Below are 24,434 nucleotides of genomic sequence, written 5' to 3' on the forward strand. Positions count from 1 at the left end.
CGTTGACTCTCGAAGATTGATGGACCGAATAATTTATGTAGGTAACTACGATAATAGGTAATAACGATGAATAGTCGTTTCATGCTGATGTTTGCTGCTATCAGCGGCTTTATTTTTGTCGCGCTAGGCGCGTTTGGTTCTCATGTTCTCAGTAAAACACTGGGCGCTACGGAGCTTGGGTGGTTGAAAACCGGCCTTGAGTATCAAGCATTTCACACGCTAGCGATTTTGGCGCTGGCGGTTGCGATGCAACAGCGAGCCAATCTGTGGTTTTACTGGAGCAGCGTGTTTCTGGCGTTGGGAACGGTACTCTTCAGTGGAAGTTTGTACTGTCTGGCGCTTTCTCATCTGAAACTGTGGGTTTATGTGACGCCGATCGGCGGAGCCTGTTTTCTGGTGGGATGGATATTAATGTTGATTGGCGCACTGCGTCTGAAGAGAAAGGCTGAACGCCATGAATAAAGTTATTTTGTATTGCCGTCCTGGGTTTGAGAAAGAGTGTGCGGCAGAGATCACGGAAAAAGCCACGCAGCATAATGCGTTCGGCTTTGCGCGGGTAAAAGAAAACAGCGGTTATGTTGTGTTCGAATGCTATCAGCATGAAGACGCCGACCGTCTGGTGAAAACGCTACCGTTCCATGAGCTGATTTTTGTCCGCCAGATGTTCGTCAGCGGTGAACTGTTGCGCGACCTGCCGCCGGAAGACCGTATCACGCCGATCGTGGGGATGCTAACCGGTGCGATTGATCGCGCGGGGGAGTTGCGTGTTGAAGTCCCTGACACCAATGAAAGCAAAGAGCTGATGAAGTTCTGTCGCAAATTCACCGTGCCGCTGCGCGCCGCGCTGCGCGGACACAACATTCTATTGGGTCATGAAAAAGCGGATCGACCGGTGCTGCATGTGCTGTTCATTGCGCCAGGCTGCTGTTATGTCGGTTACTCTTATAGCTATAACAATTCACCGTTTTATATGGGGATCCCACGTCTTAAGTTCCCTTCTGATGCACCAAGCCGTTCGACGCTGAAGCTGGAAGAGGCTTTTCATGTCTTTATTCCTGCGGATGAGTGGGATGAGCGTCTAGGCAGCGGTATGTACGCCGTGGATTTGGGAGCATGCCCCGGTGGCTGGACTTATCAGTTGGTCAAACGCAGCATGATGGTTTATGCGGTAGACAACGGCCCAATGGCACCGAGCCTGATGGATACCGGGCAGGTGATGCACCATCAGGCGGATGGCTTCCGTTTCGAACCACCGCGCAATAATGTGTACTGGCTGGTGTGCGACATGGTGGAAAAACCCGCTAAAGTCACGAGTCTGATGAGTGATTGGTTAATTAAAGGCTGGTGTCGTGAAGCGATATTCAACCTGAAGTTGCCGATGAAGAAGCGCTATGAGGAAGTGTCGCAGAATCTGGCGTTGCTGCGCGAACGTCTGAGCGAAAATGGTATTCATGCCGAAGTGCATGCCAAGCATTTGTACCATGACCGTGAAGAAGTCACCGTGCATGTACGTCGTTTCTGGAGCGCGGTGCCCGGCCGTCGCGACGAGCGATAGTATTGTGTTGATGCGTATCTGGAGTCATTCAGGTACGCATCCGTATTAATCCTGCTGCGGGTAAGAGTGCGGCTGAGCGCTACTCTGCACGGGTAGCCTCAACTGTTGCAGATTGCCATTAAGCGTTAAATCGGTACGTAGTGTGGCAATCTGACGACTGATTAGCGCCATTTCTTTATGCTGTTCCAACTTCTTACGCCACTTCTCCGGCACCGCATCTACTTGCTGATACAGCGCTTCCAGACTCCCTGCCTGTTGCAGGAGTTGTGCGGCACTTTTGGGGCCGATACCCGCAACGCCTGGGATCTTGCTGCTGCTAATGCCCGCGAGCCCCCAGTAGTCTGTCAACTGCCGCGGTGAAACACCAAACTCCTGTTCGATAAACGGCAGGTCCAGCCAGCGCTTCTGAAAGTAATCTCTGATCTGAATGTGTGGTGCCAATAACTGGCAGTAGCCTTTATCGGTCGACACAATCGTTGCCTGATGACCCGCGGATGACAGCTTGACGGCCAGCGTGGCAGCCAGATCGTCGGCTTCATTACCGGGGCTATGCCAGCTTGCTACGCCAATGGTGGCAAATGCCGCTTTAATCTGCGGGAGTTCCTGTTTCAGATTATCCGGCATTGGCGTGCGCCCCGCCTTGTAGTCCGGCAAGAGTTGGTGACGCCAACTGGTATCGCGATCGTCATCATCAAAGACGGCTACCGCGTGGGTAGGCTGGCTATTTTGTATGAGCTGATGCAGCGCATGTTGGCACGCTGTGATACAGGGCGAACCTTGTACTGCATGGATGCGACGTATCAGATTGAGCGCGTCGACAATCAGCAAATGGACAGGCATCGCATCATTCCTGAAAGAAGGGGGAAGCTGGCTTCCCCGTATAGGTGCTGGTTAAGTGAGCGGCTATGAGCAGATTTCGTAGCAGGGAATATAGGCACTGCCGGGCAGCTTCATGCGCTGTTGTGCGACAAAGCCCTGCAACAGGGTATCCATGCTTTTCATCATCTGCGGATCGCCATGAATTTTGTACGGCCCGCGTTGCTCAATCGCCTGAATACCGACTTCTTTAACATTCCCTGCCACAATGCCTGAGAAGGCCCGGCGCAGTGCAGCCGCAAGCTCTTCAGCCGGTTGATTCGGATGCAGGTTGAGATCGGCCATGTTCTCGTGGCTCGGTTCAAAAGGAAGTTGCAGATCCGGTGCAATGCGCAGTGACCAGTTAAAGCTGTAGGCGTCGCCAGTGTGACGGCGGCTCTCTTTCACCAGAGGCATCGCTTTCTTCATCTGACGGGCGACTTCTGCGGCGTCATTAATGATGATCGAGTAGTAGCGACGCGCCTGACGGCCCAAAGTGCCAACAATGAATTCATCCAGCACGTGGAAATAGTTGGCGCTTTCTTCTGGCCCGGTCAGGATTATTGGCAGCACCTGCTCGCTGTTTTCCGGGTTCATCATGATGCCCAGCAAATAGAGGAACTCTTCCGCTGTTCCAACGCCGCCGGGGAAAATAATGATGCCATGCCCGATACGGACAAACGCTTCCAGACGCTTTTCGATATCCGGCATGATGATCAGTTCATTGACCAGCGGGTTCGGCGGCTCGGCAGCAATGATGGACGGTTCGGTCATGCCGATGAAGCGCCCCTCTTTGTAACGCTGCTGTGCATGGCCGACGGCGGCCCCTTTCATTGGTGCTTCCATCGCGCCCGGGCCGCAGCCCGTGCAGATATTCAGTTCACGCAGGCCGAGTTGGCTACCCACCTTGCGCGCATACAGGTATTCGATTTCATTAATCGAGTGACCGCCCCAGCAAACCACCATGTTCGGCTCTTCGCCGACGTGGAGCGCCTTGGCATTACGCAGGATAGAAAACACCAGATTGGTGATGTGGGCGGAATTTTCCAGATTCAGGTTCTGATAGCGACCTGCGCTGGCGATTTGGCCGTTAACGAACAGAATGTCGCGCAATACGGCGAACAGGTTAGCTTGCAAGGCTCGAATGATGTTGCCATCAACAAAGGCGTCTTCCGGCGGGTTTACCAGTTCCAGTTTGACGCCGCGTTCACGGCGCAGCACGTTGATATCAAAGTCTTCATAACGAGACAGTAGCTCTTTGCTGTTATCTGTCTGGCTACCGGAATTCAGTACGGCGAGGGAGCAGTTGCGAAATAAACGGTAGAGGTCGCTGCTGGCCGTGCTTTTCAGCATGTCGACTTCCAACTGCGATAACAAATCCATCGATCCCAATGGGCTGATATGTGTAATCAATTTTGCTCCTTGAAACGCAATATAATCGCGATGCCATGGTGGTTGCCGGGAGCACGATCCGTTGTTGCACGCTCGACGTTTCAGCACCATGGCACGACTGTCATTCATTCAAGCCGCTATGCGAAACGCAGGTAAGTTAAATACCGCGAGCCTAAATGAAACCTACTTGAGCACCGTTCAGACGTTATGGATCTTTTGTTGTCTGGCATACCACCTTAACGCGCTGTCATCATTTTTTCCAATGCTGACGGCAGTTCAACGCTTAACTTGCGTGACGTTACGCATTATTCCTCAAAGACATGCAACTTAATCGGTCGATTATTGGCGCGGCAGGCGTCCATTTGGCACGTTAGATAGGTAGTTACTGCGCCACGGGTTGATATCCAGCCCGCCGCGTCGAGTATAGCGCGCGTAGACGCTGAGTTTTTCCGGCTGATAGTAGCGCATGAGGTCATTAAAAATTCGTTCCACACACTGTTCATGAAATTCGTTATGATGGCGAAATGAAACAATGTAGCGCAGCAGTGCTTCACGATTAATGCGTTTGCCGCGATAGTGAATTTGTACTGAACCCCAATCGGGCTGGTGGGTGATCAGGCAGTTGGATTTCAGTAGGTGGCTGACCAGCGTTTCTTCAACGACAGGGGTATCCTGTTCGTTTGTCGCCAGATAGTCTGCGTTGAAGTCGTAACTGTCGATCTGAATGTCTTGATCGTCGATGCACTCACCAATGAACCCGGCTAACGGTTGGCCTTCAAGCTCGCTGAGTTTGAAAAGTGTGATGCTGACGTCCCCCTGTGCGCACTGTGCCAGATCCTTGGCTAACGTTGCGCGCACACCTTCCCAATCATCGAATATCGTCTGATTAAAGCTGTTCAGATACAGCTTAAAACTTTTTGATTCAATCAGATTCTGGCTTTCTGCATTAAGGTGCATTTCACCAACGGCCACCTGAGGGACGCCACGATGGTTCAGCCAGGAAAGTTCGTAGAGCGTCCAGATATCTACACCATGAAAGGGCAGGCTGTCAGGATAAATACCGAGTGGATCGCGGTTCAGGCTACGTGGCACGGGTTGCAGGAGTGCGGCATCATAGCGGTCGTGATAGGGTGTGGGTTTGCCCAGAGTTAGCCCGCTGAGGGCTTGGTGCTTGTCATAAACGGACATGCTGTTACCTTGATGTGATAAGCGTGATGGCGAATAGTTTAACCTGACTAAAAGAGTGATGAGAAAAATTATGGAGCATGAAGTTGTTTCGGCGCTAGCGGCGTTTACCCAGCGTTATGTTGCCTGTTGGCAACAGGAAAAGGGGCATTTACCTGCCAGTGAAGCACTTTACGGCATCGCTTCCCCGTGTATTGTTGAAAATCATGAAGATGCCGTTTACTGGTTGCCGCAGCCTTTTGTTCCTTCCACCGCATTGAATGGGGTAGAACGTGCGCTGGAAATCAGCCTGCATCCTGATGTTCATGCTTTCTACACCACGCAGTATGCCGGAGATATGGCGGCGCAGTGTGGTTCGCTATCTTGCCAACTGTTGCAAGTGTGGAGCGAAGAGGATTTCATCCGTATGCAGGAGAACCTGATTGGCCATTTGTTAACGCAGAAACGGCTTAAGCTCACGCCGACGCTGTTTTTAGCAACGACCGATTCAGAGATGTCAATGGTGTCGCTGTGTAATGTTTCTGGAGAGGTTGTCTTGGAAGAGTTCGGCACGAAAAAGCGTCAAACCTTAGCCCCGACGCTAGCGGCGTTCCTTTCTGGCCTTAACCCGTTAGCAGTCTAATGGTTAATCGAATTTCACTTTCTGCCTTGTAAGAGATCTCTTACATTTGCTGTGAGAAATGTCTTATCTTTAATCTTGAAAATACGTTTCATTTTTATTTTTTCATTATTAATTAGCGAATTATAGTAAAAAGCAGCAGTGTTACTTAAGGGGAATTGAGAAACATTGTCACTTACCCCTTGCCGAAAGCTGACAATTAATACATCTTATTACTTAAGTTAGTAACCGGTTACAGTGTGTGTAACGGTGACTGTTGGTAACAAAATACGGTTACTGCGCTCGGATTGTTTTAGGAAGAGACATTGTTTTAGGAAGAAACAGTAGTTTCAGGAAGAAACGCAACTTTCAGGAAGAAACACGATTTCAGGATGAAATCAGGGACACCTCCAGGAAGGAGATTGAGAGCCGATTAGGAAGGTCGGTGGGGCAGGAGCCTAAAGGGATTGAATCACGGAAGATACAGGATGGAAACGTCAGGACGAAAGTGGGACGCCAGCAGGGATTGTGGGTCAGGATGACCAAAAAGGAAAAGTTTTCATGGATGAGCAGGGATGCAAATGTGTAGCGGGATGGCTATAAAACGAACCGGGGGTACTGAGCAATCAGTACCCCCAATTTTTTGCCTATGATGGCCTGGTGCGGGGATTATCACCGATAGCGTGTGGCTAAAATGTGGCGATTGGGCCTGGTTGATATCAATGCTATGCTTGCCGCCATTATTGTTGGCTTCAAGGGCGAGATACCGCATGAGTAGAGAGAACCAGGTTCGTCAGTCATTATTCGACATTGAGCGCGCATTGAGAGAAAGTCCTTTCTGGCAGGTCGTCCCACCGGAAGATGAGGCGTTTAACAGCACTGAACCCTTCAGCCTTGATACCATGCGACCAGAAGAATGGTTGCAGTGGGTCTTTTTACCTCGCATGCACGCTTTGTTGGACAGCGATTTAGCGCTGCCTGCCGAGCTGGCTCTGCTCCCCTATTTTGAAGACGCGTTGGAAGGTACACCGGAACAGACCGCGGCGGTTTTTTTGCGTCTCAAGCAGCTCGATGAGCTATTCAACCCCGATGTACAGGATGGTGCAGCACACGATGCTTGAGATTATTTATCAGGACGAACATCTGGTTGCCGTTAATAAACCGAGTGGCTGGCTGGTGCATCGTAGTTGGTTGGATCGCAAAGAGAAGGTCGTGGTGATGCAGACCGTGCGCGATCAAATTGGTCAGCATGTGTATACCGTTCATCGCCTCGACAGGCCGACATCCGGCGTGTTGCTACTCGCGCTGTCCAGCGAAGTGGCGCGTGCGCTATCCCAGCAGTTTGAATCGCACCAGATGCAGAAAATGTATCATGCCGTTGTGCGCGGCTATGTGCTGGATGATGGCGTGATTGACTACGCGCTCACCGAAGAGTTGGACAAGATTGCCGATAAGTTTGCCAATCCTGATAAAGCGCCGCAGCCTGCCGTCACGCATTATCGTTCTTTAGTGCAAGCGGAGATGCCGGTTGCCATCGGCCGCTACCCTACGGCGCGCTACAGTTTGATGGAGCTGAAGCCGCAGACCGGGCGTAAACATCAGCTACGCCGTCATATGTCACATCTTCACCATCCAATTATCGGCGATACCGCGCACGGTGACCTGCGGCACAATCGTGGCATGGAGACGCACTTCTCCTGCGGCAGGCTCATGCTGCATGCCAGCGAGTTACAGTTGAATCATCCCGTGAGCGGGCAACCATTGACGTTGCAGGCTCGCTGGGATGCACCGTGGCAGGGGGTGATGAGGCAGTTTGGCTGGCAAGGGATTCTCCCTGAGTTTGAAGGGGTTGAGTTTCTTGCAGAGTCAGGTCAGGATAGCGGGCATCTCGTCGAGTAATACCTGTCGTATCACTGCTGTATTACTTTTGTATTACTTTTATATCAAACATTTCGAATTAAAAAGGGAGTCAGAAGCATGGCGCAGATTGGTATTTTTGTTGGTACGGTCTACGGAAATGCATTGCTGGTGGCCGAAGAAGCGGAAAATATTCTTAAAGATCGTGGCCACGAGGTGAAGGTCTTTGAGGATGCGACGCTGGGATCTTGGCTGGACTACCGTGAACATGCCGTTTTAGTCGTCACGTCAACGACAGGACAGGGCCAACTACCTGATTCTATTGTGCCGCTTTACGCCGCTCTGCGGGAGAAAGGCGGCTATCAGCCCACGTTGCGCTATGGCGTCATTGCGTTGGGCGACAGCAGCTACCCGAATTTCTGTGCGGGCGGCCATCTTTTCGATGCGTTATTGCAGGAAATAGGCGCTACGCGTCTGGGTAACGTTTTGGATATTGATGCCGTCGAACATCCTGAACCTGAAGTCATCTCATGCCCGTGGGTTGAAGAATGGGCTGATTTGGTTGATGCACAGTGATAGCGTGCTGAGATAAGAAACGGGAGCTAGGCTCCCGTTTTCGTTGCTGACTATCATCGCTATGTGTTGTAGCGACGGTAGCGTTTAGAGACGATCTTGTTTAGCGGCTTTTGGTCAATTTCTCTAAATCGGCTTCGATTTCGCTAATTTTGTGTGAAACGACGCTTTCCAGATGACGTAGATCGCCGAGAATTTTGCGTTTCAGATCGACTTCAACCTGCTCCTGCTGACAAATCTTGTCTAGTTCATCAATCACATAACGCAGATTTGGGCTGATCTCGTTGATCTCTTTATAGCCCTGTCCGCTATTGTCGGCCACGATGGTCTTGCGCTGGCGTGGATATTTGAACTTCACGCTTTTAGCAAAAAACTCGCCCTTATCCTTACGGAAATAGATCTTCAGGATGTCGTTATTGGCTTCCTGACGCAGGCTATAGCGATCGATATCATCGGGATTGGTAATGCCCAGGCTTTTTAGATTGTCATACATAGCGTCACCTTCTCGGTAAAAAAACGGCGGGTGATTAACCCGCCGTTTTCAGTTTAGTCGATAGAGCGTAATAACTCATTGATGCCTACTTTACCGCGGGTTTTGGCATCCACTTTCTTCACGATGATGGCACAGTACATGCTGTGGCTACCATCTTTGGACGGCAGGTTGCCGGAAACCACAACGGAACCCGCTGGCACACGGCCATAGTGAATTTCACCGGTTTCACGATCGTAAATACGGGTGCTTTGGCTGATGAATACGCCCATGGAGATAACCGAACCTTCCTCAACGACAACGCCTTCTACCACTTCAGAACGCGCACCGATGAAGCAGTTGTCTTCAATGATGGTTGGGTTAGCCTGTAACGGTTCCAAAACGCCACCGATACCGACGCCGCCGGACAGGTGAACATTTTTACCGATTTGGGCGCAGGAACCAACGGTTACCCACGTATCTACCATCGTGCCTTCGTCGACATAAGCACCGATGTTGACGTAAGACGGCATCAGCACGGTATTACGCGCGATATAGGCACCGCGACGCACACTGGCTGGCGGTGCAACGCGCACGCCTTCACGTTGGAAACGCGCTTCATCATAGTCAGCGAATTTCATTGGCACTTTGTCGAAAAAGCGTGTTTCTCCGCCTTCGATAAGGTGGTTATCGTTGATACGGAAAGAGAGCAGCACGGCTTTCTTCAGCCACTGATGGGTAACCCACTGGCCGTCGATTTTTTCTGCAACGCGCAGGGCGCCGCTATCTAACAGGCTGATGGCCTGATTAACAGCTTCACGCGTGACGGTGTCTGCGTTTGCCGGAGTGATTTCTGCGCGGCGCTCGAAAGCCGTTTCAATGATGTTCTGTAATTGTTGGTGCATCCTGATTTCTCTTTCCTGATTGTAAAAATTAACTCAATGGTACTTTATCGTTTGGGTTAAGGGCTTCTGTCAACCGTTCTTGCAATTTAAGGCGCAAATCCGGCTTCAATGCTCGCCTGTCGCTGTCGGCCAGGATGAAAAGATCTTCCACCCGTTCGCCGATCGTCGAAATACGTGCACCATGCAGCGACAGATTGAGATCGGCAAAAATCTCGCCGATTCGTGCCAATAGCCCCGGTTGGTCAAGTGCGCTGAGCTCCATGTAGCTGCGTCTGTCCGTATGCGTTGGCAGGAAGTTAACTTCGGTTGGCACGCTGAAGTGGCGTAGTTTAGGCGACGGCCTACGCACTCGCGGATGTTGGTAGTGTCGGTGGGTCAGCGACTGTTCCAACGCCTGGCGTATCATCTCATGCCGATCTTGCGCCAGCGGGCTACCATCCGGCTCCAGCACGATGAATGTATCCATCGCCATTCCGTCACGGCTGGTAAAAATCTGCGCGTCGTGCACGCTAAGATTGCGCCTATCCAGTTCACCGGCGACCGCCGCGAAAAGATAAGGTCTATCCGGGCTCCAGATAAAAATCTCGGTGCCGCCGCGGCTGGCCTGATGGCTGATCAGCACTAACGGTTTGTTGGTATCATGCTCCAGCAGATGGCGCGCATGCCAGGCAAGCTGATTTGGCGAATGGCGCAGGAAATAATCCGCCCGACAACGGCTCCAGATGTGGTGCAATGCCTCTTCGTCAATGTTATCCATGCGCAGCAGCGCCAGCGCCTGCAAGCGGTGATGCCGGACGCGTTCACGTAAATCCGGCGTATTTTGCATGCCACGGCGCAGTTGTTTTTCGGTGGCGAAATAGAGTTCACGCAACAGGCTCTGCTTCCAACTGTTCCACAGCGTTTCATTGGTGGCGCAGATGTCCGCAACCGTCAGGCTCACCAGATAGCGTAAGCGAGTTTCGCTCTGTACTTCGGTAGCAAATTGCTGAATAACCGTGGGATCTTGAATATCGCGGCGCTGTGCGGTGACGGACATCAGCAAGTGGCAACGCACTAGCCAGGAAACCAACTGGGCTTCACGCGAGTTCAGCCCGTGCAGCGCGGCAAATTCCAGCACGTCCTGCGCGCCCAGCTCAGAGTGATCGCCCCCACGGCCTTTGGCGATATCGTGGAACAGCGCGGCCAGCAGCAATAATTCGGGCTGGGGCAGGCGAGGGTAGAGTTCTACGCACAGCGGATGTTGTGGTCGCGTATCCTCGTCGGAGAAGCTTTCGAGCTTGAGCAGAACGCGGATCGTGTGTTCATCCACCGTATAGGCGTGAAACAGATCGAACTGCATCTGACCGACAATGTTCCCCCACAGCGGCATATACGCCCACAGCACGCTATGGCGGTGCATCGGCAGCAGTGCGCGGCTTACCGCATGTGGATGGCGCAGAATATTCATGAACAACTGACGCGCTTCTGGGATGGTACAGAGCGGGCTGGCAAGATGACGACGTGCATGACGCAACTGGCGTAACGTGGTGGAATAAATGCCGCTGATGTCGCGGTTGCGCACCATCAGGTAGAACATACGCATGATGGCTTCCGGCTTTTTGATAAACAAGTTTTCATCACGCAGGTCGACCAGGTTGCCGCGTAGCTGGAATTCATCGTCAATCGGGCGGGGCTTTTCACTCGTATCCAGCGCCAGAATCGCTTCGTCAAAGAGCTGTAACAGCATGTGGTTCAACTCGCTGACGCGACGCGTCATGCGGTAGAAATCCTTCATCATGCGCTCGACTGGCGTGTTGCCTTCCCCCTGATACTGCAACAGTTGCGCGACGTTAAGCTGCCTGTCGAACAGCAGTCGGTTGTCGTAACGCGGCAGGATGAGGTGCAGGGCGAAGCGGATGCGCCACAAAAAGCTTTGGCATTCATTAAGCTCTTTACGCTCGGCCTCGGTCAGAAAGCCGAAACCGACCATTTCGTTGAGCGATGTCGCGCCGAAGTGGCGTCTTGCTACCCACAGCAGCGTGTGAATATCGCGTAGCCCACCCGGACTGCTTTTGATATCGGGTTCCAGGTTGTAGCTGGTGCTGTGATAGCGTTGATGGCGTTCCTGCTGTTCGACAATTTTTGCCGGGAAAAACGTGGATGATGGCCAAAATTCATCACTGAATACGTGTTTTTGCAGCGTGAGAAACAGGGCAACGTCGCCGCATATCATGCGGGATTCAATCAGGTTGGTCGCGACGGAGATATCCGCACGCCCCTCTTGCAAGCACTCTTCCAATGTTCTGACGCTATGGCCGACTTCCAGCTTTAAATCCCACAGTAGGGTAATGAATTGGCCGACGCGCTGGGAATGCTCCTCGCTAAGTTCTGTCTGGCTCAATACCAGCACATCGATATCGGAAAGCGGGTGCAGTTCGCCGCGACCATATCCACCGACGGCAACGAGTGCGGTTTGAGCAATATTTTCAAAACCGTGGAAGTACCACAGCCGCTGCAACAGGCGATCGATGAATAACGTTCTGGCATCAATCAGCTTTTCCGCGCTGACGCCGGAACGAAATTCCGAACCGAGCCAGAGTTGGAATAGCTCCAACTGCTGTTTCAACGCCTGACAGTTCAACATGTCATCTGCGTAGGTCAGCGGTGAAGCGGGAGGCTGTGCGGCAATGGCATCTACAGGGCTGCCGGGTGAGGATGCGTCAGGTGGCGTATTGTCTGGCGAAAAGCGGTTATCTGTCATTGCGCAGCCCATAAAAAAACGCAGAGCGCGTTTTTCAACGTCGCTTGCGACGGCCTGAAGGGGGCGTGCTTTCTGCACACCATAAAAAAGCCGGCATCTGCCGGCTTAGTGTTTACTGTTCATGCGTGATGATGTTGGGGATGGTGTCATCCTTTCGCAACGTCATTATTTCGCAGCCGTTATCGGTTACCACAATAGTATGCTCGTACTGTGCCGACAAGCTACGATCTTTGGTTTTTACCGTCCAACCGTCTTTCATCGTACGGATGCGGTAATCACCCGCGTTGAGCATCGGTTCGATTGTAAATGCCATACCTGCCTGTAACACCACGCCGCCGTCATCTGCATCGTAGTGCAGAACCTGCGGTTCTTCATGAAAGCCCTTGCCGATGCCGTGGCCACAATATTCACGTACTACAGAGAAGTTGTTCCCTTCCGCAAACTGCTGGATCGCTTTGCCCAGCGTGCGCAGGCGAATACCTGGTTTAACCATCTTCAGCGCCAGATAGAGGCTTTCCTGCGTGATGCGGCAGAGGCGTTCGCCCAGAATGGTCGGTTTGCCCGCGATAAACATGGTTGATGTATCGCCGTGAAAGCCATCTTTGATCACGGTGACGTCGATATTGACGATATCGCCGTCTTTCAGGATCCGCTCTTCGCTGGGTATGCCGTGGCACACCACTTCATTGATGGAAATGCAGACGGATTTCGGGAAACCGTGATAGCCCAGACAAGCAGAAATCGCCTGTTGCTTGTTGGTGATGTGATCGTGACAGATTCGGTCTAATTCAGCGGTACTCACGCCGGGTACGACATGAGGCTCGATGATTTCCAGGACTTCGGCAGCCAGACGACCAGCTACGCGCATTTTTTCGATGTCTTCAGGGGTTTTGATTGAAATTGCCATTGATAATTGTCCGCAGGTGCCTGTTAAGCACGAAAATTAAGAGCGATAACTAATAACTTATGTTACCAGCCCTGCCGCTGGCTTGCCAAATTATCATTCAGATTAGTAGATTGGCGAATAACAAATGTTGGTGTCGCTAGCAGATTTATGGTATAAAGCGCGCCGATGATCCGGCTGGATAGCGGTTATACGGTATTCGACGACATCATCGACTAAACTCAATTTGTGTAAATAACACACACATGTCGGCACGTTCGCCGGGGTGCTCCTGAGGTGTTTCACCGGATGGGGTCGGCGCAATGGGACATGTGGAGGCATAACCCCATACTTAATCAATAGAGGTAATCATGGCAACTGTTTCCATGCGCGATATGCTCAAGGCTGGCGTACACTTTGGTCACCAGACCCGTTACTGGAACCCGAAAATGAAGCCATTCATCTTCGGTGCGCGTAACAAAGTTCACATCATCAACCTTGAAAAAACTGTACCAATGTTCAACGACGCTCTGGCTGAGTTGAGCAAAATTGCTTCTCGCAAAGGCAAAATTCTGTTCGTTGGTACTAAGCGCGCAGCAAGCGAAGCGGTAAAAGATTCTGCCAACACCTGCGATCAGTTCTTCGTGAACCATCGCTGGTTGGGCGGCATGCTGACTAACTGGAAAACCGTTCGTCAGTCCATTAAGCGTTTGAAAGATCTGGAAATCCAATCTCAAGACGGCACGTTTGACAAGCTGACCAAAAAAGAGGCGCTGATGCGCACTCGCGAACTGGACAAGCTGGAAAACAGCCTGGGTGGTATCAAGGATATGGGTGGCTTGCCAGACGCGCTGTTCGTTATCGACGCCGATCACGAGCATATCGCAATCAAAGAAGCTAACAACCTGGGTATTCCAGTATTCGCTGTGGTTGATACCAACTCCGATCCAGATGGCGTTGACTTCATCATCCCTGGTAACGATGACGCAATCCGTGCAGTTAACCTGTACCTGAGCGCTGTTGCTACTGCTGTCCGCGAAGGCCGTTCTCAAGATCTGGCTGTGCAGGCAGAAGAAGGCTTAGTAGAAGCTGAATAATAAGTCTGGCTCGTTGAGCCCTTATTAACCAGGTAGTACTAGTTTGGTTAGGGGCCTTTTTATGGCCCCTTTTTCACTTTTAAAGCTGTTTGGTCGTGACGGCCGGGCAGAAAAAATCTTCCGAGGATTTTAGAATGGCTGAAATTACCGCATCCCTGGTAAAAGAGCTGCGTGAGCGTACCGCTGCAGGCATGATGGAATGTAAGAAAGCGCTGGTTGAAGCTAACGGCGACATCGAGCTGGCAATCGAAAACATGCGTAAATCTGGCGCGATTAAAGCGGCGAAGAAAGCAGGTAACGTTGCTGCTGATGGCGTGATCAAGACTAAGATCGACGGTAACTACGCTGTGATTCTGGAAGTTAACTGCCAGACCGACTTCGTTGCTAAAGATGGTGGTTTCCAGGCGTTTGCTGACAAAGTGCTGGACGCTGCGGTTGCAGGCAAAATCACTGACGTTAACGTCCTGAAAGCGCAGTTCGAAGAAGAGCGTGTTGCACTGGTTGCTAAAATCGGTGAGAACATCAACATTCGTCGTGTTTCTGCTCTGGAAGGCGAAGTGCTGGGTAACTACCAACACGGTGCGCGCATCGGTGTTCTGGTTGCCGCTAAAGGCGCTGACGAAGAGCTGGTTAAGCACCTGGCTATGCACGTTGCTGCAAGCAAGCCTGAATTCGTTAAACCAGAAGACGTGTCTGCTGAAGTGGTAGAAAAAGAGTACCAGGTTCAGTTGGAAATCGCGATGCAGTCTGGCAAGCCGAAAGAAATCGCAGAGAAAATGGTTGAAGGCCGTATGAAGAAATTCACCGGCGAAGTTTCTCTGACTGGCCAGCCTTTCGTTATGGACCCAGCGAAGTCTGTTGGCCAACTGCTGAAAGAGCACAACGCTGACGTAACTAACTTCATCCGTTTCGAAGTGGGTGAAGGTATTGAGAAAGTTGAGACTGACTTTGCTGCTGAAGTTGCAGCAATGAGTAAGCAGTCTTAATAGTAAAAAAAGAGCCGCCAGTTGGCGGTTCCTTTTTATCCAGCCCCACTAGTTTTAGTTCGCTTGGTTTCCTGCATTCAGATAGGGGCCAGGTGGAATAGTGTTGATTTTTACAGTATTGATTTATACAACCTCCCCAATACCACGACAGCCTGTAGGATAAGAACACCATGGCAACCAATGCAAAACCCGTCTATCAACGAATCCTGCTGAAGCTCAGTGGCGAAGCTTTACAGGGAACTGAAGGTTTTGGTATCGATGCGAGCATTCTGGATCGCATGGCTCAGGAAGTGAAAGAACTGGTTGAGTTAGGCATTCAGGTCGGTGTGGTTATCGGCGGTGGTAACCTGTTTCGTGGCGCGGGTCTGGCTAAAGCGGGTATGAACCGCGTTGTGGGCGACCACATGGGAATGCTGGCGACCGTCATGAATGGTCTGGCAATGCGTGATGCGTTGCACCGTGCCTATGTGAACGCTCGCCTGATGTCTGCGATCCCCCTGAATGGCGTCTGTGACAACTACAGTTGGGCGGAAGCAATCAGCCTGCTGCGTAATAATCGCGTGGTGATTTTCTCCGCCGGAACCGGTAACCCTTTCTTTACTACGGATTCTGCAGCTTGTCTGCGTGGCATCGAGATTGAAGCGGACGTCGTATTGAAAGCGACCAAGGTCGATGGCGTCTATTCTGCCGATCCGGTACAAGATCCTTCCGCGACAATGTACGAAACGCTAACCTACCAAGATGTGTTAGAACGTGAACTGAAAGTGATGGATCTTGCTGCGTTCACGCTGGCTCGTGACCATAATTTGCCGATCCGCGTTTTCAACATGAACAAACCTGGCGCACTGCGTCGCGTTGTCATGGGTGAAAAAGAAGGGACGTTAATCAGTCAATAACTCAAGTTATGGGGTAATATATTGTCAGTATTGCTCCATACGCCAGCCAAGCGCTGGTATTAATTATTCACCGGGCCATGCACTGACATGGCCTGCCAGGCAACCAGTTTTCAAGGGTTCACAACGTGACTAATGAAATCAGAAAAGATGCTGAAACGCGCATGGACAAATGTGTTGAAGCGTTTAAAAACCAGATCAACAGAATCCGTACTGGCCGTGCATCGCCAAGTATTCTTGATGGCATTCAGGTTGAATACTATGGCAGCGCAACGCCATTGCGCCAACTCGCTAACGTTGTGGTAGAAGATTCTCGCACGCTGGCAATTTCGGTATTCGATCGTTCACTGGGCCCCGCGGTCGAGAAAGCGATCATGGCTTCCGATCTTGGCCTGAATCCGTCTTCTGCTGGCACCGTAATCCGCGTTCCATTGCCACCGCTGACGGAAGAACGTCGTAAAGATCTGATCAAAGTGGTTCGTGGCGAAGCAGAACAGGGGCGTATCTCTGTACGCAACGTGCGCCGCGATGCTAACGACAAGTTTAAAGCATTGTTGAAAGATAAAGCGATCAGTGAAGATGAAGAGCGTCGTGCTCAGGACGACGTGCAGAAATTGACGGATAACTTCATCAAGAAAGTGGACGTGGCACTGGCAGAAAAAGAAGCGGAGCTGATGGAGTTCTAATCAGCCTGTTAGATAGTGCGTCGCAGGAAACTGGTGGGCTTGCCCCTTTTTTCCGGCGGCGCTTTATTTTTATATAATGCGCGTTATGCAATCAATGGGTGAAGGCTAGCCCCTCTGGGCAGTAAACAATTTTTTGCCATGTATATACCTGCAAGCCTCATGGCTGTGATCGATAGCAGAGATATATCATGGTAATCGTCTCAGACTCGTGTACCTTCCTGTCATCAAATCCGGTTATTCAGAGCATTTTTAATGAAGCAACTGACAATTCTTGGTTCCACCGGCTCTATTGGCGTCAGTTCTCTGGCGGTAATTAAAGCTAACCCCGATAAATTTGCCGTGCGTGCGCTATCCGCTGGGTATAACGTCAAGCTGATGGTGGAGCAATGCCTCACTTTCCAACCTGCCTATGCCTCAATGGCTGATGAAGCTTCTGCAACGGCTCTGCGCCAGCAGTTGGCGGAATACGGCTGCAAAACAGAGGTGCTGGCGGGCGTTCAGGCGGCGTGTGATCTTGCTGCGTTGGACGGTGTCGATCAGGTCATGGCCGCGATTGTAGGGGCGGCTGGGCTACTGCCGACATTGGCTGCAATCCATGCGGGAAAACAGGTTTTGTTGGCGAATAAAGAATCACTGGTTACCTGCGGACGCCTCTTTATGGACGCCGTAGCACAAAGTGGTGCCCAGCTTTTACCGATTGATAGCGAACATAATGCGATTTTTCAGAGTTTACCTGAGCAAATTCAACACCAATTAGGTTACGCTTCATTGTCGCAACATGGGGTCGAACGCATTATTTTGACCGGTTCTGGCGGGCCTTTTCGTGAAACATTGGTGTCGGCGCTGGCGGATATGACGCCGGATCAGGCGTGTGCGCATCCAAACTGGTCAATGGGGCGCAAAATTTCGGTTGATTCTGCCACGATGATGAACAAGGGGCTGGAGTATATCGAAGCACGTTGGTTGTTTAATGCCTCTGCTGAACAGATGGAAGTCATTATTCATCCACAATCGGTGATTCATTCTATGGTGCGTTATCGTGATGGCAGCGTTCTGGCACAGTTGGGCTCGCCCGATATGCGCACCCCGATTGCTCATGCGATGGCATATCCTGAACGTGTGACGTCGGGCGTAAAATCGTTAGATTTTTGCCAAATTGGTGCACTGACATTTTTAGCGCCGGACTATGCACGCTATCCTTGTTTACAGTTGGCGATTGACGCTTGTCATCATGGTCAATCGGCTACCACAGCATTGAACGCTGCAAATGAAATTGCAGTAGCGGCATTTTTGCAGTCGCAGATACGCTTTACGGATATCGCTGCGGTAAATCGGGATGTCATTGAACAGCTTACACTGCCAGAACCTGCCAGCGTTGACGATGTTCTGTTCATCGATCGCTGGGCCAGACAGGTCGCAGCACAGACTCTGGTGCATTACGCGCGATAGCGGGATAGGCCCGTGGCACGATTTGTTCATGTGCGGTTGAGGTGGTATAGTCTGCGCCACTCAATGGTTGATTAGGCAAAATTTGTTTAATCGACCGTGACGCTAAGCCGTGATCGTTCACGGCTTTTTTTGCGCTAACGGGGTCTGATGTTACGGAAGGACTGTTGTATTTCTTGCTTGAGGAAATAAGTACGCGTTATGCCGTCCGATAATCAAAAAAATATTCACGATCTGCCACCCGCTGGGCCACGGCATGTTGCCATTATCATGGATGGCAATGGCCGCTGGGCGAAAAGTCGGGGGAAAATGCGGATTTTTGGCCATCAGGCTGGTGTAAAGGCTGTGCGGCGTTCAGTTAGTTTCGCCGTGAGCCAAGGGCTTGACGCTCTGACACTTTATGCATTTAGCAGTGAAAACTGGAACCGTCCGGCGCAGGAAGTCTCCGCACTTATGGAGCTGTTTGTTCGGGCGTTGGATAGCGAAGTGAAAAGCCTGCACAAGCACAATGTTCGCCTGCGGGTGATTGGCGATATCGGCCGCTTCAGCCCACGTTTACAAGAACGAATCCGTCGTTCAGAGACGCTGACAGAAAAGAATCAGGGGCTCACACTCAATATTGCCGCGAATTATGGCGGCCGTTGGGATATTATTCAGGGAGTACGGCAACTTGCAGAGCAGGTGCAGGAAGGTATTCTTCGCCCTGATAGCATTAATGAAGCGTCATTATGTCAGTACATCTGTCTGAATGATCTGGCTCCGGTTGATTTGGTGATCAGAACCGGTGGAGAACATCGCATCAGTAATTTTCTTCTGTGGCAAATTGCTTATGCGGAACTTTACTTTACTGATGTCCTCTGGCCTGATTTCGATGAACAAGTCTTTGAAGGTGCGCTGAATGCTTTTGCACAACGCGAGCGCCGCTTCGGGGGAACAACACCTATCGATGCTGATGCATCCTAGGGGGAACTTTTGCTGAAGTATCGCCTGATTACTGCTTTTATTTTGATTCCGATTGTTATTGCAGCGTTGTTCTTGCTGCCTCCTTTGGGATTCACGCTTGTTACGCTGGCTGTTTGTATGCTGGCGGCGTGGGAATGGGGTCAACTGGCGGGTTTTGCCTCTTATGGCCAACGCCTGTGGCTCGCGATCCTGTGTGGTTTCTTGCTGGCGCTGATGCTGTTATCGCTCCCGGCCTACCATTATTCTGTCCATATTCCGCAAATCAGTATCGCGCTTTGGTCGTCGCTGGTGTGGTGGGGTGTGGCACTGCTGTTGGTTCTGTTCTATCCGACTTCAGCCTCATTCTGGCGTCATTCACGCACATTGCGACTGGTGTTCGGTATCATGACGATCGTGCCGTTTTTCTGGGGCATGGTCGCGCTTCGTCATTACAATTATGCGATGAATCCTTTCGCCGGTGCCTGGTGGCTGCTGTATGTCATGCTGCTGGTGTGGGGGGCGGACAGCGGTGCCTATATGTTCGGCAAACTGTTTGGTAAGCGTAAGCTCGCGCCAAAAGTTTCGCCGGGCAAAACCTGGGAAGGCTTTCTCGGTGGTCTGGCAACCTCAGCGCTAATCTCTTTGCTGTTTAGCCTTTATGCACCATTAACGGTGGCAGCATCGACGTTGTTGATTTGTTCTATTGCCGCCGCGCTGGCCTCGGTACTGGGCGATTTGACGGAAAGTATGTTCAAACGCGAGGCGGGCATCAAAGACAGTAGCCATTTGATTCCGGGGCATGGTGGCGTGCTCGATCGTATCGATAGCCTGACGGCTGCGGTTCCTGTGTTCTCTTGCCTGATGCTGCTGCTGTTTAAAGTGGCTTAGAATAAAGCGGTAGAGCTATTTATGTTGAGTTTTCTCTGGAATCTTGCCGCGTTTATCATCGCACTCGGTGTGCTGGTCACCGTCCATGAGTTTGGACATTTCTGGGTGGCACGCCGTTGTGGTGTGAAGGTAGAGCGCTTCTCTGTCGGTTTCGGCCGCGCCCTATGGCGTCGTCGCGATCGTACTGGTACAGAATTCGTGATTGCGCTGATCCCACTTGGCGGCTACGTGAAGATGCTGGATGAGCGTGTTGACACGGTAGCGCCAGAATTCCGTCACCAATCCTTTAACAGTAAAACGGTCTGGCAGCGTGCGGCTATCGTCAGTGCCGGTCCGATTGCTAATTTCCTGTTTGCCATTGTGGCGTACTGGCTGGTGTTCATTCTCGGCGTGCCGGGCGTGCGTCCGGTTGTGGGTGAAATACTGCCCAACTCCATCGCGGCGCAAGCGGAAATGTCGGCAGGAATGGAACTAAAGTCCGTTGATGGTATCGAAACGCCTGATTGGGATACCGCGCGTCTGGCGATGATCGGTAAAATCGGTGACAGCGATGTCGTGATCGGAACCGCGCCTTTAGGTTCTGACCGCGTCGTCCAGAAAACCCTGGATTTACGCGAGTGGCAGTTTGAACCTGATAAGCAAGATCCGGTTGCCTCGCTCGGGATTATCCCACGCGGTCCGCAAATCGAACCGGTACTGAATCAGGTGCAGGCAGGCTCGGCGGCGGAAAACGCAGGTTTGCAAGTCAGAGATAGGATCGTTAAAGTCGACGGGCAGGCTTTAGTGCATTGGCGTGATTTTGTCATTGCCGTGCGTGATAACCCCGGACAATCTATCGCGCTGGAGGTGGAACGAAATGGCGCAATAGTGCCGTTAACGTTAACGCCAGACAGCAAATCTGTGGGAAATGGCAGAGTTGAAGGGTTGGCAGGCGTTATGCCAAGCGTGACGCCGCTGCCCGAAGAATACAGAACTGTGCGCCAGTATGGGCCGTTCAGCGCTGTCTATCAGGCAACAGATAAAACCTGGCAACTGATGAAGTTGACCGTCAGTATGTTAGGCAAACTGGTTATGGGTGATGTTAAGCTGAACAACCTGAGTGGTCCCATTTCGATTGCTCAGGGTGCAGGAATGTCAGCAGATTATGGATTGATTTATTACCTGATGTTTTTGGCCTTAATCAGCGTCAATTTGGGGATCATCAATCTGTTTCCTCTGCCGGTATTGGATGGTGGACACCTGCTCTTTCTTGCGGTTGAAAAGCTGAAGGGTAGGCCGGTTTCTGAGCGTGTGCAGGACATTAGCTATCGTATTGGCACAGTATTGCTGATGTTGTTAATGGGACTCGCACTTTTCAATGATTTCTCGCGTCTCTAGGCGCGGGATTAGGTTAGGAAAAACGCATAACAACGATGGCGATCAAAAAGTTGCTCATAGCGTCGCTGCTGTTTAGCAGCGCAACCGTATACGGTGCAGACGGGTTCGTAGTGAAGGACATTCATTTCGAGGGCCTGCAAAGGGTTGCCGTCGGGGCGGCACTCCTCAGTATGCCTGTCCGCGTTGGCGATACCATCGGTGACGATGATATCGGTAACACTATCCGTGCCTTGTTTGCGACCGGAAATTTTGAAGATGTTCGCGTCCTGCGCGACGGCGAAACGCTGATTGTGCAGGTAAAAGAACGTCCGACAATCGCCAGCGTCACGTTTTCCGGCAATAAGTCAGTCAAAGACGACATGCTGAAAGAAAACCTGGAAGCCTCTGGCGTGCGCGTTGGTGAAGCGTTAGACCGCACAGCGCTCACCAGCATCGAAAAAGGACTGGAGGATTTCTATTACAGCGTGGGTAAGTACAGTGCGTCGGTGAAAGCCGTTGTCACGCCATTGCCACGTAACCGCGTAGATCTGAAACTGGTCTTCACGGAAGGTGTGTCGGCCCAAATCCAGCAGATTAATATTGTCGGTAACAAAGCGTTCAGTTCCGACGAATTGATCTCGCGTTTCCAACTGCGTGATGAAGTGCCGTGGTGGAACGTAGTCGGTGACCGTAAATACCAGAAACAAAAACTGTCTGGCGATCTCGAAACTCTACGCAGCTTCTATTTGGATCGCGGTTATGCGCGTTTCAACATCGATTCCACTCAGGTGAGTTTGACGCCAGATAGAAAAGGCATCTATATCACCATCAATATGACGGAAGGTGAGCAGTACAAGCTGTCCGGCGTTTCGGTGAAAGGTAACCTGGCTGGCCACTCTGCGGAAATCGAAGGGCTGACGAAAATCGAATCGGGTGAACTCTACAACGGGACGAAAGTTACCCGCATGGAAGAGGACATCAAGAAGCTGCTGGGCCGTTATGGTTATGCCTATCCGCGTGTGGTAACACAGCCGGAAATTAATGACGCAGACAAGACGGTGAGATTAAACATCAACGTTGATGCGGGTAACCGCTTCTATGTGCGTCATGTTCGCTTTGACGGCAACGACACCTCTAAAGATTCTGTTCTGCGCCGTGAAATGCGCCAGATGGAAGGTGCCTGGTTAGGTAACGATCTGGTTGAGCAGGGCAAAGAGCGTCTAAACCGACTGGGATACTTTGAAAGCGTTGAGGTCGAAACGCAGCGTGTTCCGGGTGTGGCCGATCAGGTTGATGTGACGTATAAAGTTAAAGAGCGTAATACGGGTACATTCAACTTTGGTGTCGGTTTCGGTACGGAAAGCGGTGTGAGCTTCCAGGCGGGTGTTCAACAGGACAACTGGCTGGGAACGGGTAACTCCGTTGGTATCAGCGGGACTAAAAACGACTACCAGACGTATGTCGAACTGTCATTGACTGACCCGTACTTTACCGTTGATGGCGTAAGCCTCGGTGGTCGTATCTTCTATAACAAATTTGAAGCGTCTGATGCCGATCTGTCCGACTACACCAACGTGAGCTACGGCGTTGGCAGCACTTTGGGCTTCCCGATTAACGAGAATAACTCACTGCGTGTCGGTTTGGATTATGTGCATAACGACCTGTCGGATATGAGACCGCAGGTAGCGATGTGGCGTTATCTGAACTCCGTTGGGGTAAATCCCGAAGTTGTTGTTGGCAATAACAATAAATCTAGTGCGGACTTCAAAGCGAACGACTTCTTCCTGAATACCGGATGGTCGTATAACAATCTGGATCGCGGTTATTTCCCGACCAAAGGAACACGTGCGTCCGCGAATGCCAAGATTGCAGTGCCAGGTTCGGATAACGAATACTACAAGCTGACGTTTGATTCGGCGAGCTACTATCCGTTGACCGACAGCGGTAAATGGGTGGTGATGGGCCGTACGCGTGCAGGCTTTGCGGATGGTATCGGAAGTAAAGAAGTGCCGTTCTACGACAACTTCTATGCCGGCGGTTCCAGCACGGTGCGTGGCTTTCAGTCGAACACGATTGGTCCTAAAGCGGCATATTATAACTGTGCCACAGCGGGAACACCTTACTCCAATTGTGCGATTGATAAAACCAATCTGGACGATGCCGTTGGCGGTAACGCGATGGCGGTTTTGAGTGCGGAACTGATCGTGCCAACGCCGTTTATCAGTGATAAATACGCCAACTCCGTACGGACTTCCTTCTTTGTCGATGGCGGTACGGTATGGGATACCAACTGGGAAAATACGGCTGAAACACTGAAAGCAGGCGTGCCGGATTACAGCAAAGCGAACAACTTCCGTGTTTCCAGCGGTATCGCGTTGCAATGGATGTCTCCGCTTGGGCCATTGGTCTTCTCCTATGCCCAGCCGGTTAAAAAGTACGATGGAGACAAGTCGGAACAATTCCAGTTTAACATTGGCAAAACCTGGTAGTGTGACGTCCGTAGGTCGTATGCAGGGAATGTTGCATCGCTGTTCATTGGGGGGAATGCTGGAAATCCAGTTGACGCCCTGGCGCGATGCCCATCATTAAAGTGTTAAGACACAAATTAGGTTAGGTTGAGGAGTTTATAGTGAAAAAGTGGTTATGTGCCGCAGGCCTCGGTTTAGCATTGGCTGCTTCAGCCAGCGTTCAGGCTGCTGACAAGATTGCCGTTGTTAACGTTTCCAGCATCTTCCAACAGTTGCCACAGCGTGAAACCGTTGGCAAGCAACTGGAAAACGAGTTCAAAGGTCGTGCCTCTGAGCTGCAATCGATGGAAAACGATTTGCAAGGCAAGATGCAGAAGTTGCAGCGTGATGGCTCTACCATGAAAGCGAGCGAGCGCAGCAAAATGGAAAAAGACGTCATGGCACAGCGCGAGCAGTTCTCTACGAAAGCGCAGGCTTTCGAGCAGGATAACCGTCGTCGTCAGGCGGAAGAACGTAACAAAATCCTGAGCCGTATTCAGGATGCTGTGAAAGCCGTTGCAACTAAAGAAGGCTATGATGTTGTGATTGACGCTAACGCCGTTGCGTATGTCGCCAATGCTAAAGACATTACTGCTGATGTGCTGAAACAGGTTAAATAAA

General features: G+C 51.3%; 23 protein-coding genes. 16 read left to right on the forward strand and 7 right to left on the reverse strand.

Going from position 1 to position 24,434, the window contains the following annotated elements:
- The first annotated feature begins 66 nt into the window (after positions 1-66).
- Together A7983_RS13845 and rlmM are read left to right on the forward strand one after the other, a co-directional pair.
- Positions 67-462, forward strand: a complete 396-nt coding sequence (locus tag A7983_RS13845; protein ID WP_005975890.1) for a DUF423 domain-containing protein — start codon at positions 67-69, stop codon at positions 460-462.
- Positions 455-1,555 carry a 23S rRNA (cytidine(2498)-2'-O)-methyltransferase RlmM gene (gene rlmM, locus A7983_RS13850; RefSeq protein ID WP_005975892.1) on the forward strand — a complete coding sequence of 367 codons (1,101 nt, stop codon included), beginning with the start codon at positions 455-457 and terminating at the stop codon, positions 1,553-1,555. Before A7983_RS13845 ends, rlmM begins: the two co-directional genes overlap by 8 nt.
- A gap of 45 nt (positions 1,556-1,600) precedes the next feature.
- Here the strand turns inward: rlmM and xni are convergent, their stop codons facing one another.
- The 3 genes from xni to queF all read right to left on the reverse strand — a co-directional run bounded on the left by xni (position 1,601) and on the right by queF (position 4,990).
- Positions 1,601-2,395 (reverse strand): flap endonuclease Xni, encoded by a 795-nt coding sequence (xni, locus tag A7983_RS13855; protein WP_005975893.1) that lies wholly within the window; start codon positions 2,393-2,395, stop codon positions 1,601-1,603.
- A gap of 63 nt (positions 2,396-2,458) precedes the next feature.
- Complete coding sequence (gene ppnN, locus A7983_RS13860) at positions 2,459-3,823, reverse strand: nucleotide 5'-monophosphate nucleosidase PpnN (protein WP_005975894.1); 1,365 nt, start codon at positions 3,821-3,823, stop codon at positions 2,459-2,461.
- Positions 3,824-4,141: 318 nt separating this feature from the next.
- Positions 4,142-4,990, reverse strand: a complete 849-nt coding sequence (gene queF / locus A7983_RS13865; RefSeq protein ID WP_005975895.1) for an NADPH-dependent 7-cyano-7-deazaguanine reductase QueF — start codon at positions 4,988-4,990, stop codon at positions 4,142-4,144.
- Between the two features lie 70 nt (positions 4,991-5,060).
- Between queF and syd the strand changes: the two genes are divergently transcribed.
- The 4 genes from syd (at position 5,061) to A7983_RS13890 (ending at position 8,018) form a co-directional block, all read left to right on the forward strand.
- Positions 5,061-5,609, forward strand: a complete 549-nt coding sequence (gene syd, locus A7983_RS13870) for a SecY-interacting protein (RefSeq protein ID WP_005975896.1) — start codon at positions 5,061-5,063, stop codon at positions 5,607-5,609.
- Between the two features lie 746 nt (positions 5,610-6,355).
- Complete coding sequence (locus A7983_RS13880) at positions 6,356-6,706, forward strand: YqcC family protein (protein WP_005975897.1); 351 nt, start codon at positions 6,356-6,358, stop codon at positions 6,704-6,706.
- Positions 6,699-7,484, forward strand: a complete 786-nt coding sequence (truC, locus tag A7983_RS13885) for a tRNA pseudouridine(65) synthase TruC (RefSeq protein WP_005975899.1) — start codon at positions 6,699-6,701, stop codon at positions 7,482-7,484. The genes A7983_RS13880 and truC overlap by 8 nt, the downstream gene beginning before the upstream one ends.
- Before the next feature lie 78 nt (positions 7,485-7,562).
- Complete coding sequence (locus A7983_RS13890; protein WP_005975901.1) at positions 7,563-8,018, forward strand: flavodoxin; 456 nt, start codon at positions 7,563-7,565, stop codon at positions 8,016-8,018.
- Positions 8,019-8,118: 100 nt separating this feature from the next.
- Here A7983_RS13890 and A7983_RS13895 read toward each other — a convergent pair whose 3' ends face one another.
- From A7983_RS13895 to map, 4 genes are all read right to left on the reverse strand, one after another.
- Entirely contained in the window at positions 8,119-8,508 is a 390-nt protein-coding gene (locus tag A7983_RS13895) for a DUF3461 family protein (protein WP_005975902.1), read from the reverse strand.
- Positions 8,509-8,561: 53 nt separating this feature from the next.
- Positions 8,562-9,389, reverse strand: coding sequence for a 2,3,4,5-tetrahydropyridine-2,6-dicarboxylate N-succinyltransferase (dapD, locus tag A7983_RS13900; protein ID WP_005975903.1), 828 nt, complete (start codon positions 9,387-9,389; stop codon positions 8,562-8,564).
- A gap of 28 nt (positions 9,390-9,417) precedes the next feature.
- The gene (glnD, locus tag A7983_RS13905) at positions 9,418-12,012 is read right to left on the reverse strand and encodes a bifunctional uridylyltransferase/uridylyl-removing protein GlnD (RefSeq protein ID WP_235778031.1); all 2,595 of its coding nucleotides are present in this window, start codon (positions 12,010-12,012) and stop codon (positions 9,418-9,420) included.
- 229 nt (positions 12,013-12,241) lie between these two features.
- Positions 12,242-13,036 (reverse strand): type I methionyl aminopeptidase, encoded by a 795-nt coding sequence (gene map, locus A7983_RS13910; protein ID WP_005975905.1) that lies wholly within the window; start codon positions 13,034-13,036, stop codon positions 12,242-12,244.
- 347 nt (positions 13,037-13,383) lie between these two features.
- Here map and rpsB point away from each other — a divergent pair, with 347 nt between their 5' ends.
- The 10 genes from rpsB (at position 13,384) to skp (ending at position 24,433) form a co-directional block, all read left to right on the forward strand.
- Complete coding sequence (gene rpsB, locus A7983_RS13915) at positions 13,384-14,109, forward strand: 30S ribosomal protein S2 (RefSeq protein WP_005975906.1); 726 nt, start codon at positions 13,384-13,386, stop codon at positions 14,107-14,109.
- 134 nt (positions 14,110-14,243) lie between these two features.
- Positions 14,244-15,095 carry a translation elongation factor Ts gene (tsf, locus tag A7983_RS13920; RefSeq protein ID WP_005975907.1) on the forward strand — a complete coding sequence of 284 codons (852 nt, stop codon included), beginning with the start codon at positions 14,244-14,246 and terminating at the stop codon, positions 15,093-15,095.
- A 170-nt stretch (positions 15,096-15,265) separates the two neighbouring features.
- The gene (gene pyrH / locus A7983_RS13925) at positions 15,266-15,991 is read left to right on the forward strand and encodes a UMP kinase (protein ID WP_005975910.1); all 726 of its coding nucleotides are present in this window, start codon (positions 15,266-15,268) and stop codon (positions 15,989-15,991) included.
- Positions 15,992-16,116: 125 nt separating this feature from the next.
- Positions 16,117-16,674 carry a ribosome recycling factor gene (gene frr, locus A7983_RS13930; protein ID WP_005975911.1) on the forward strand — a complete coding sequence of 186 codons (558 nt, stop codon included), beginning with the start codon at positions 16,117-16,119 and terminating at the stop codon, positions 16,672-16,674.
- A gap of 252 nt (positions 16,675-16,926) precedes the next feature.
- A complete protein-coding gene (gene ispC / locus A7983_RS13935; protein WP_005975912.1) occupies positions 16,927-18,123 on the forward strand; it encodes a 1-deoxy-D-xylulose-5-phosphate reductoisomerase in 1,197 nt (398 codons plus the stop codon).
- 198 nt (positions 18,124-18,321) lie between these two features.
- Positions 18,322-19,083: a (2E,6E)-farnesyl-diphosphate-specific ditrans,polycis-undecaprenyl-diphosphate synthase gene (gene ispU, locus A7983_RS13940; RefSeq protein ID WP_005975914.1), complete on the forward strand. Its 762-nt coding sequence runs from the start codon at positions 18,322-18,324 to the stop codon at positions 19,081-19,083.
- Positions 19,084-19,092: 9 nt separating this feature from the next.
- A complete protein-coding gene (gene cdsA, locus A7983_RS13945; RefSeq protein WP_005975916.1) occupies positions 19,093-19,950 on the forward strand; it encodes a phosphatidate cytidylyltransferase in 858 nt (285 codons plus the stop codon).
- 21 nt (positions 19,951-19,971) lie between these two features.
- A complete protein-coding gene (gene rseP / locus A7983_RS13950; RefSeq protein WP_005975918.1) occupies positions 19,972-21,327 on the forward strand; it encodes a sigma E protease regulator RseP in 1,356 nt (451 codons plus the stop codon).
- 35 nt (positions 21,328-21,362) lie between these two features.
- The gene (bamA, locus tag A7983_RS13955) at positions 21,363-23,795 is read left to right on the forward strand and encodes an outer membrane protein assembly factor BamA (protein WP_005975919.1); all 2,433 of its coding nucleotides are present in this window, start codon (positions 21,363-21,365) and stop codon (positions 23,793-23,795) included.
- 140 nt (positions 23,796-23,935) lie between these two features.
- On the forward strand, positions 23,936-24,433 hold the full coding sequence (skp, locus tag A7983_RS13960) for a molecular chaperone Skp (RefSeq protein WP_005975920.1): 498 nt from the start codon (positions 23,936-23,938) through the stop codon (positions 24,431-24,433).
- Position 24,434 lies beyond the last annotated feature (1 nt).

Source organism: Pectobacterium wasabiae CFBP 3304, assembly GCF_001742185.1.
Classification (GTDB): domain Bacteria; phylum Pseudomonadota; class Gammaproteobacteria; order Enterobacterales; family Enterobacteriaceae; genus Pectobacterium; species Pectobacterium wasabiae.

Excerpts from the sequence above, each read along its gene's own strand:
- A7983_RS13845 (WP_005975890.1), top strand. The coding sequence starts at position 67 with ATGAATAGTCGTTTCATGCTGATGTTTGCTGCTATCAGCGGCTTTATT.
- rlmM (WP_005975892.1), top strand. The coding sequence starts at position 455 with ATGAATAAAGTTATTTTGTATTGCCGTCCTGGGTTTGAGAAAGAGTGT.
- xni (WP_005975893.1), bottom strand. The coding sequence starts at position 2,395 with ATGCCTGTCCATTTGCTGATTGTCGACGCGCTCAATCTGATACGTCGC.
- queF (WP_005975895.1), bottom strand. The coding sequence starts at position 4,990 with ATGTCCGTTTATGACAAGCACCAAGCCCTCAGCGGGCTAACTCTGGGC.
- syd (WP_005975896.1), top strand. The coding sequence starts at position 5,061 with ATGGAGCATGAAGTTGTTTCGGCGCTAGCGGCGTTTACCCAGCGTTAT.
- A7983_RS13880 (WP_005975897.1), top strand. The coding sequence starts at position 6,356 with ATGAGTAGAGAGAACCAGGTTCGTCAGTCATTATTCGACATTGAGCGC.
- truC (WP_005975899.1), top strand. The coding sequence starts at position 6,699 with ATGCTTGAGATTATTTATCAGGACGAACATCTGGTTGCCGTTAATAAA.
- A7983_RS13890 (WP_005975901.1), top strand. The coding sequence starts at position 7,563 with ATGGCGCAGATTGGTATTTTTGTTGGTACGGTCTACGGAAATGCATTG.
- A7983_RS13895 (WP_005975902.1), bottom strand. The coding sequence starts at position 8,508 with ATGTATGACAATCTAAAAAGCCTGGGCATTACCAATCCCGATGATATC.
- dapD (WP_005975903.1), bottom strand. The coding sequence starts at position 9,389 with ATGCACCAACAATTACAGAACATCATTGAAACGGCTTTCGAGCGCCGC.
- glnD (WP_235778031.1), bottom strand. The coding sequence starts at position 12,012 with ATGTTGAACTGTCAGGCGTTGAAACAGCAGTTGGAGCTATTCCAACTC.
- map (WP_005975905.1), bottom strand. The coding sequence starts at position 13,036 with ATGGCAATTTCAATCAAAACCCCTGAAGACATCGAAAAAATGCGCGTA.
- rpsB (WP_005975906.1), top strand. The coding sequence starts at position 13,384 with ATGGCAACTGTTTCCATGCGCGATATGCTCAAGGCTGGCGTACACTTT.
- tsf (WP_005975907.1), top strand. The coding sequence starts at position 14,244 with ATGGCTGAAATTACCGCATCCCTGGTAAAAGAGCTGCGTGAGCGTACC.
- pyrH (WP_005975910.1), top strand. The coding sequence starts at position 15,266 with ATGGCAACCAATGCAAAACCCGTCTATCAACGAATCCTGCTGAAGCTC.
- ispC (WP_005975912.1), top strand. The coding sequence starts at position 16,927 with ATGAAGCAACTGACAATTCTTGGTTCCACCGGCTCTATTGGCGTCAGT.
- ispU (WP_005975914.1), top strand. The coding sequence starts at position 18,322 with ATGCCGTCCGATAATCAAAAAAATATTCACGATCTGCCACCCGCTGGG.
- rseP (WP_005975918.1), top strand. The coding sequence starts at position 19,972 with ATGTTGAGTTTTCTCTGGAATCTTGCCGCGTTTATCATCGCACTCGGT.
- bamA (WP_005975919.1), top strand. The coding sequence starts at position 21,363 with ATGGCGATCAAAAAGTTGCTCATAGCGTCGCTGCTGTTTAGCAGCGCA.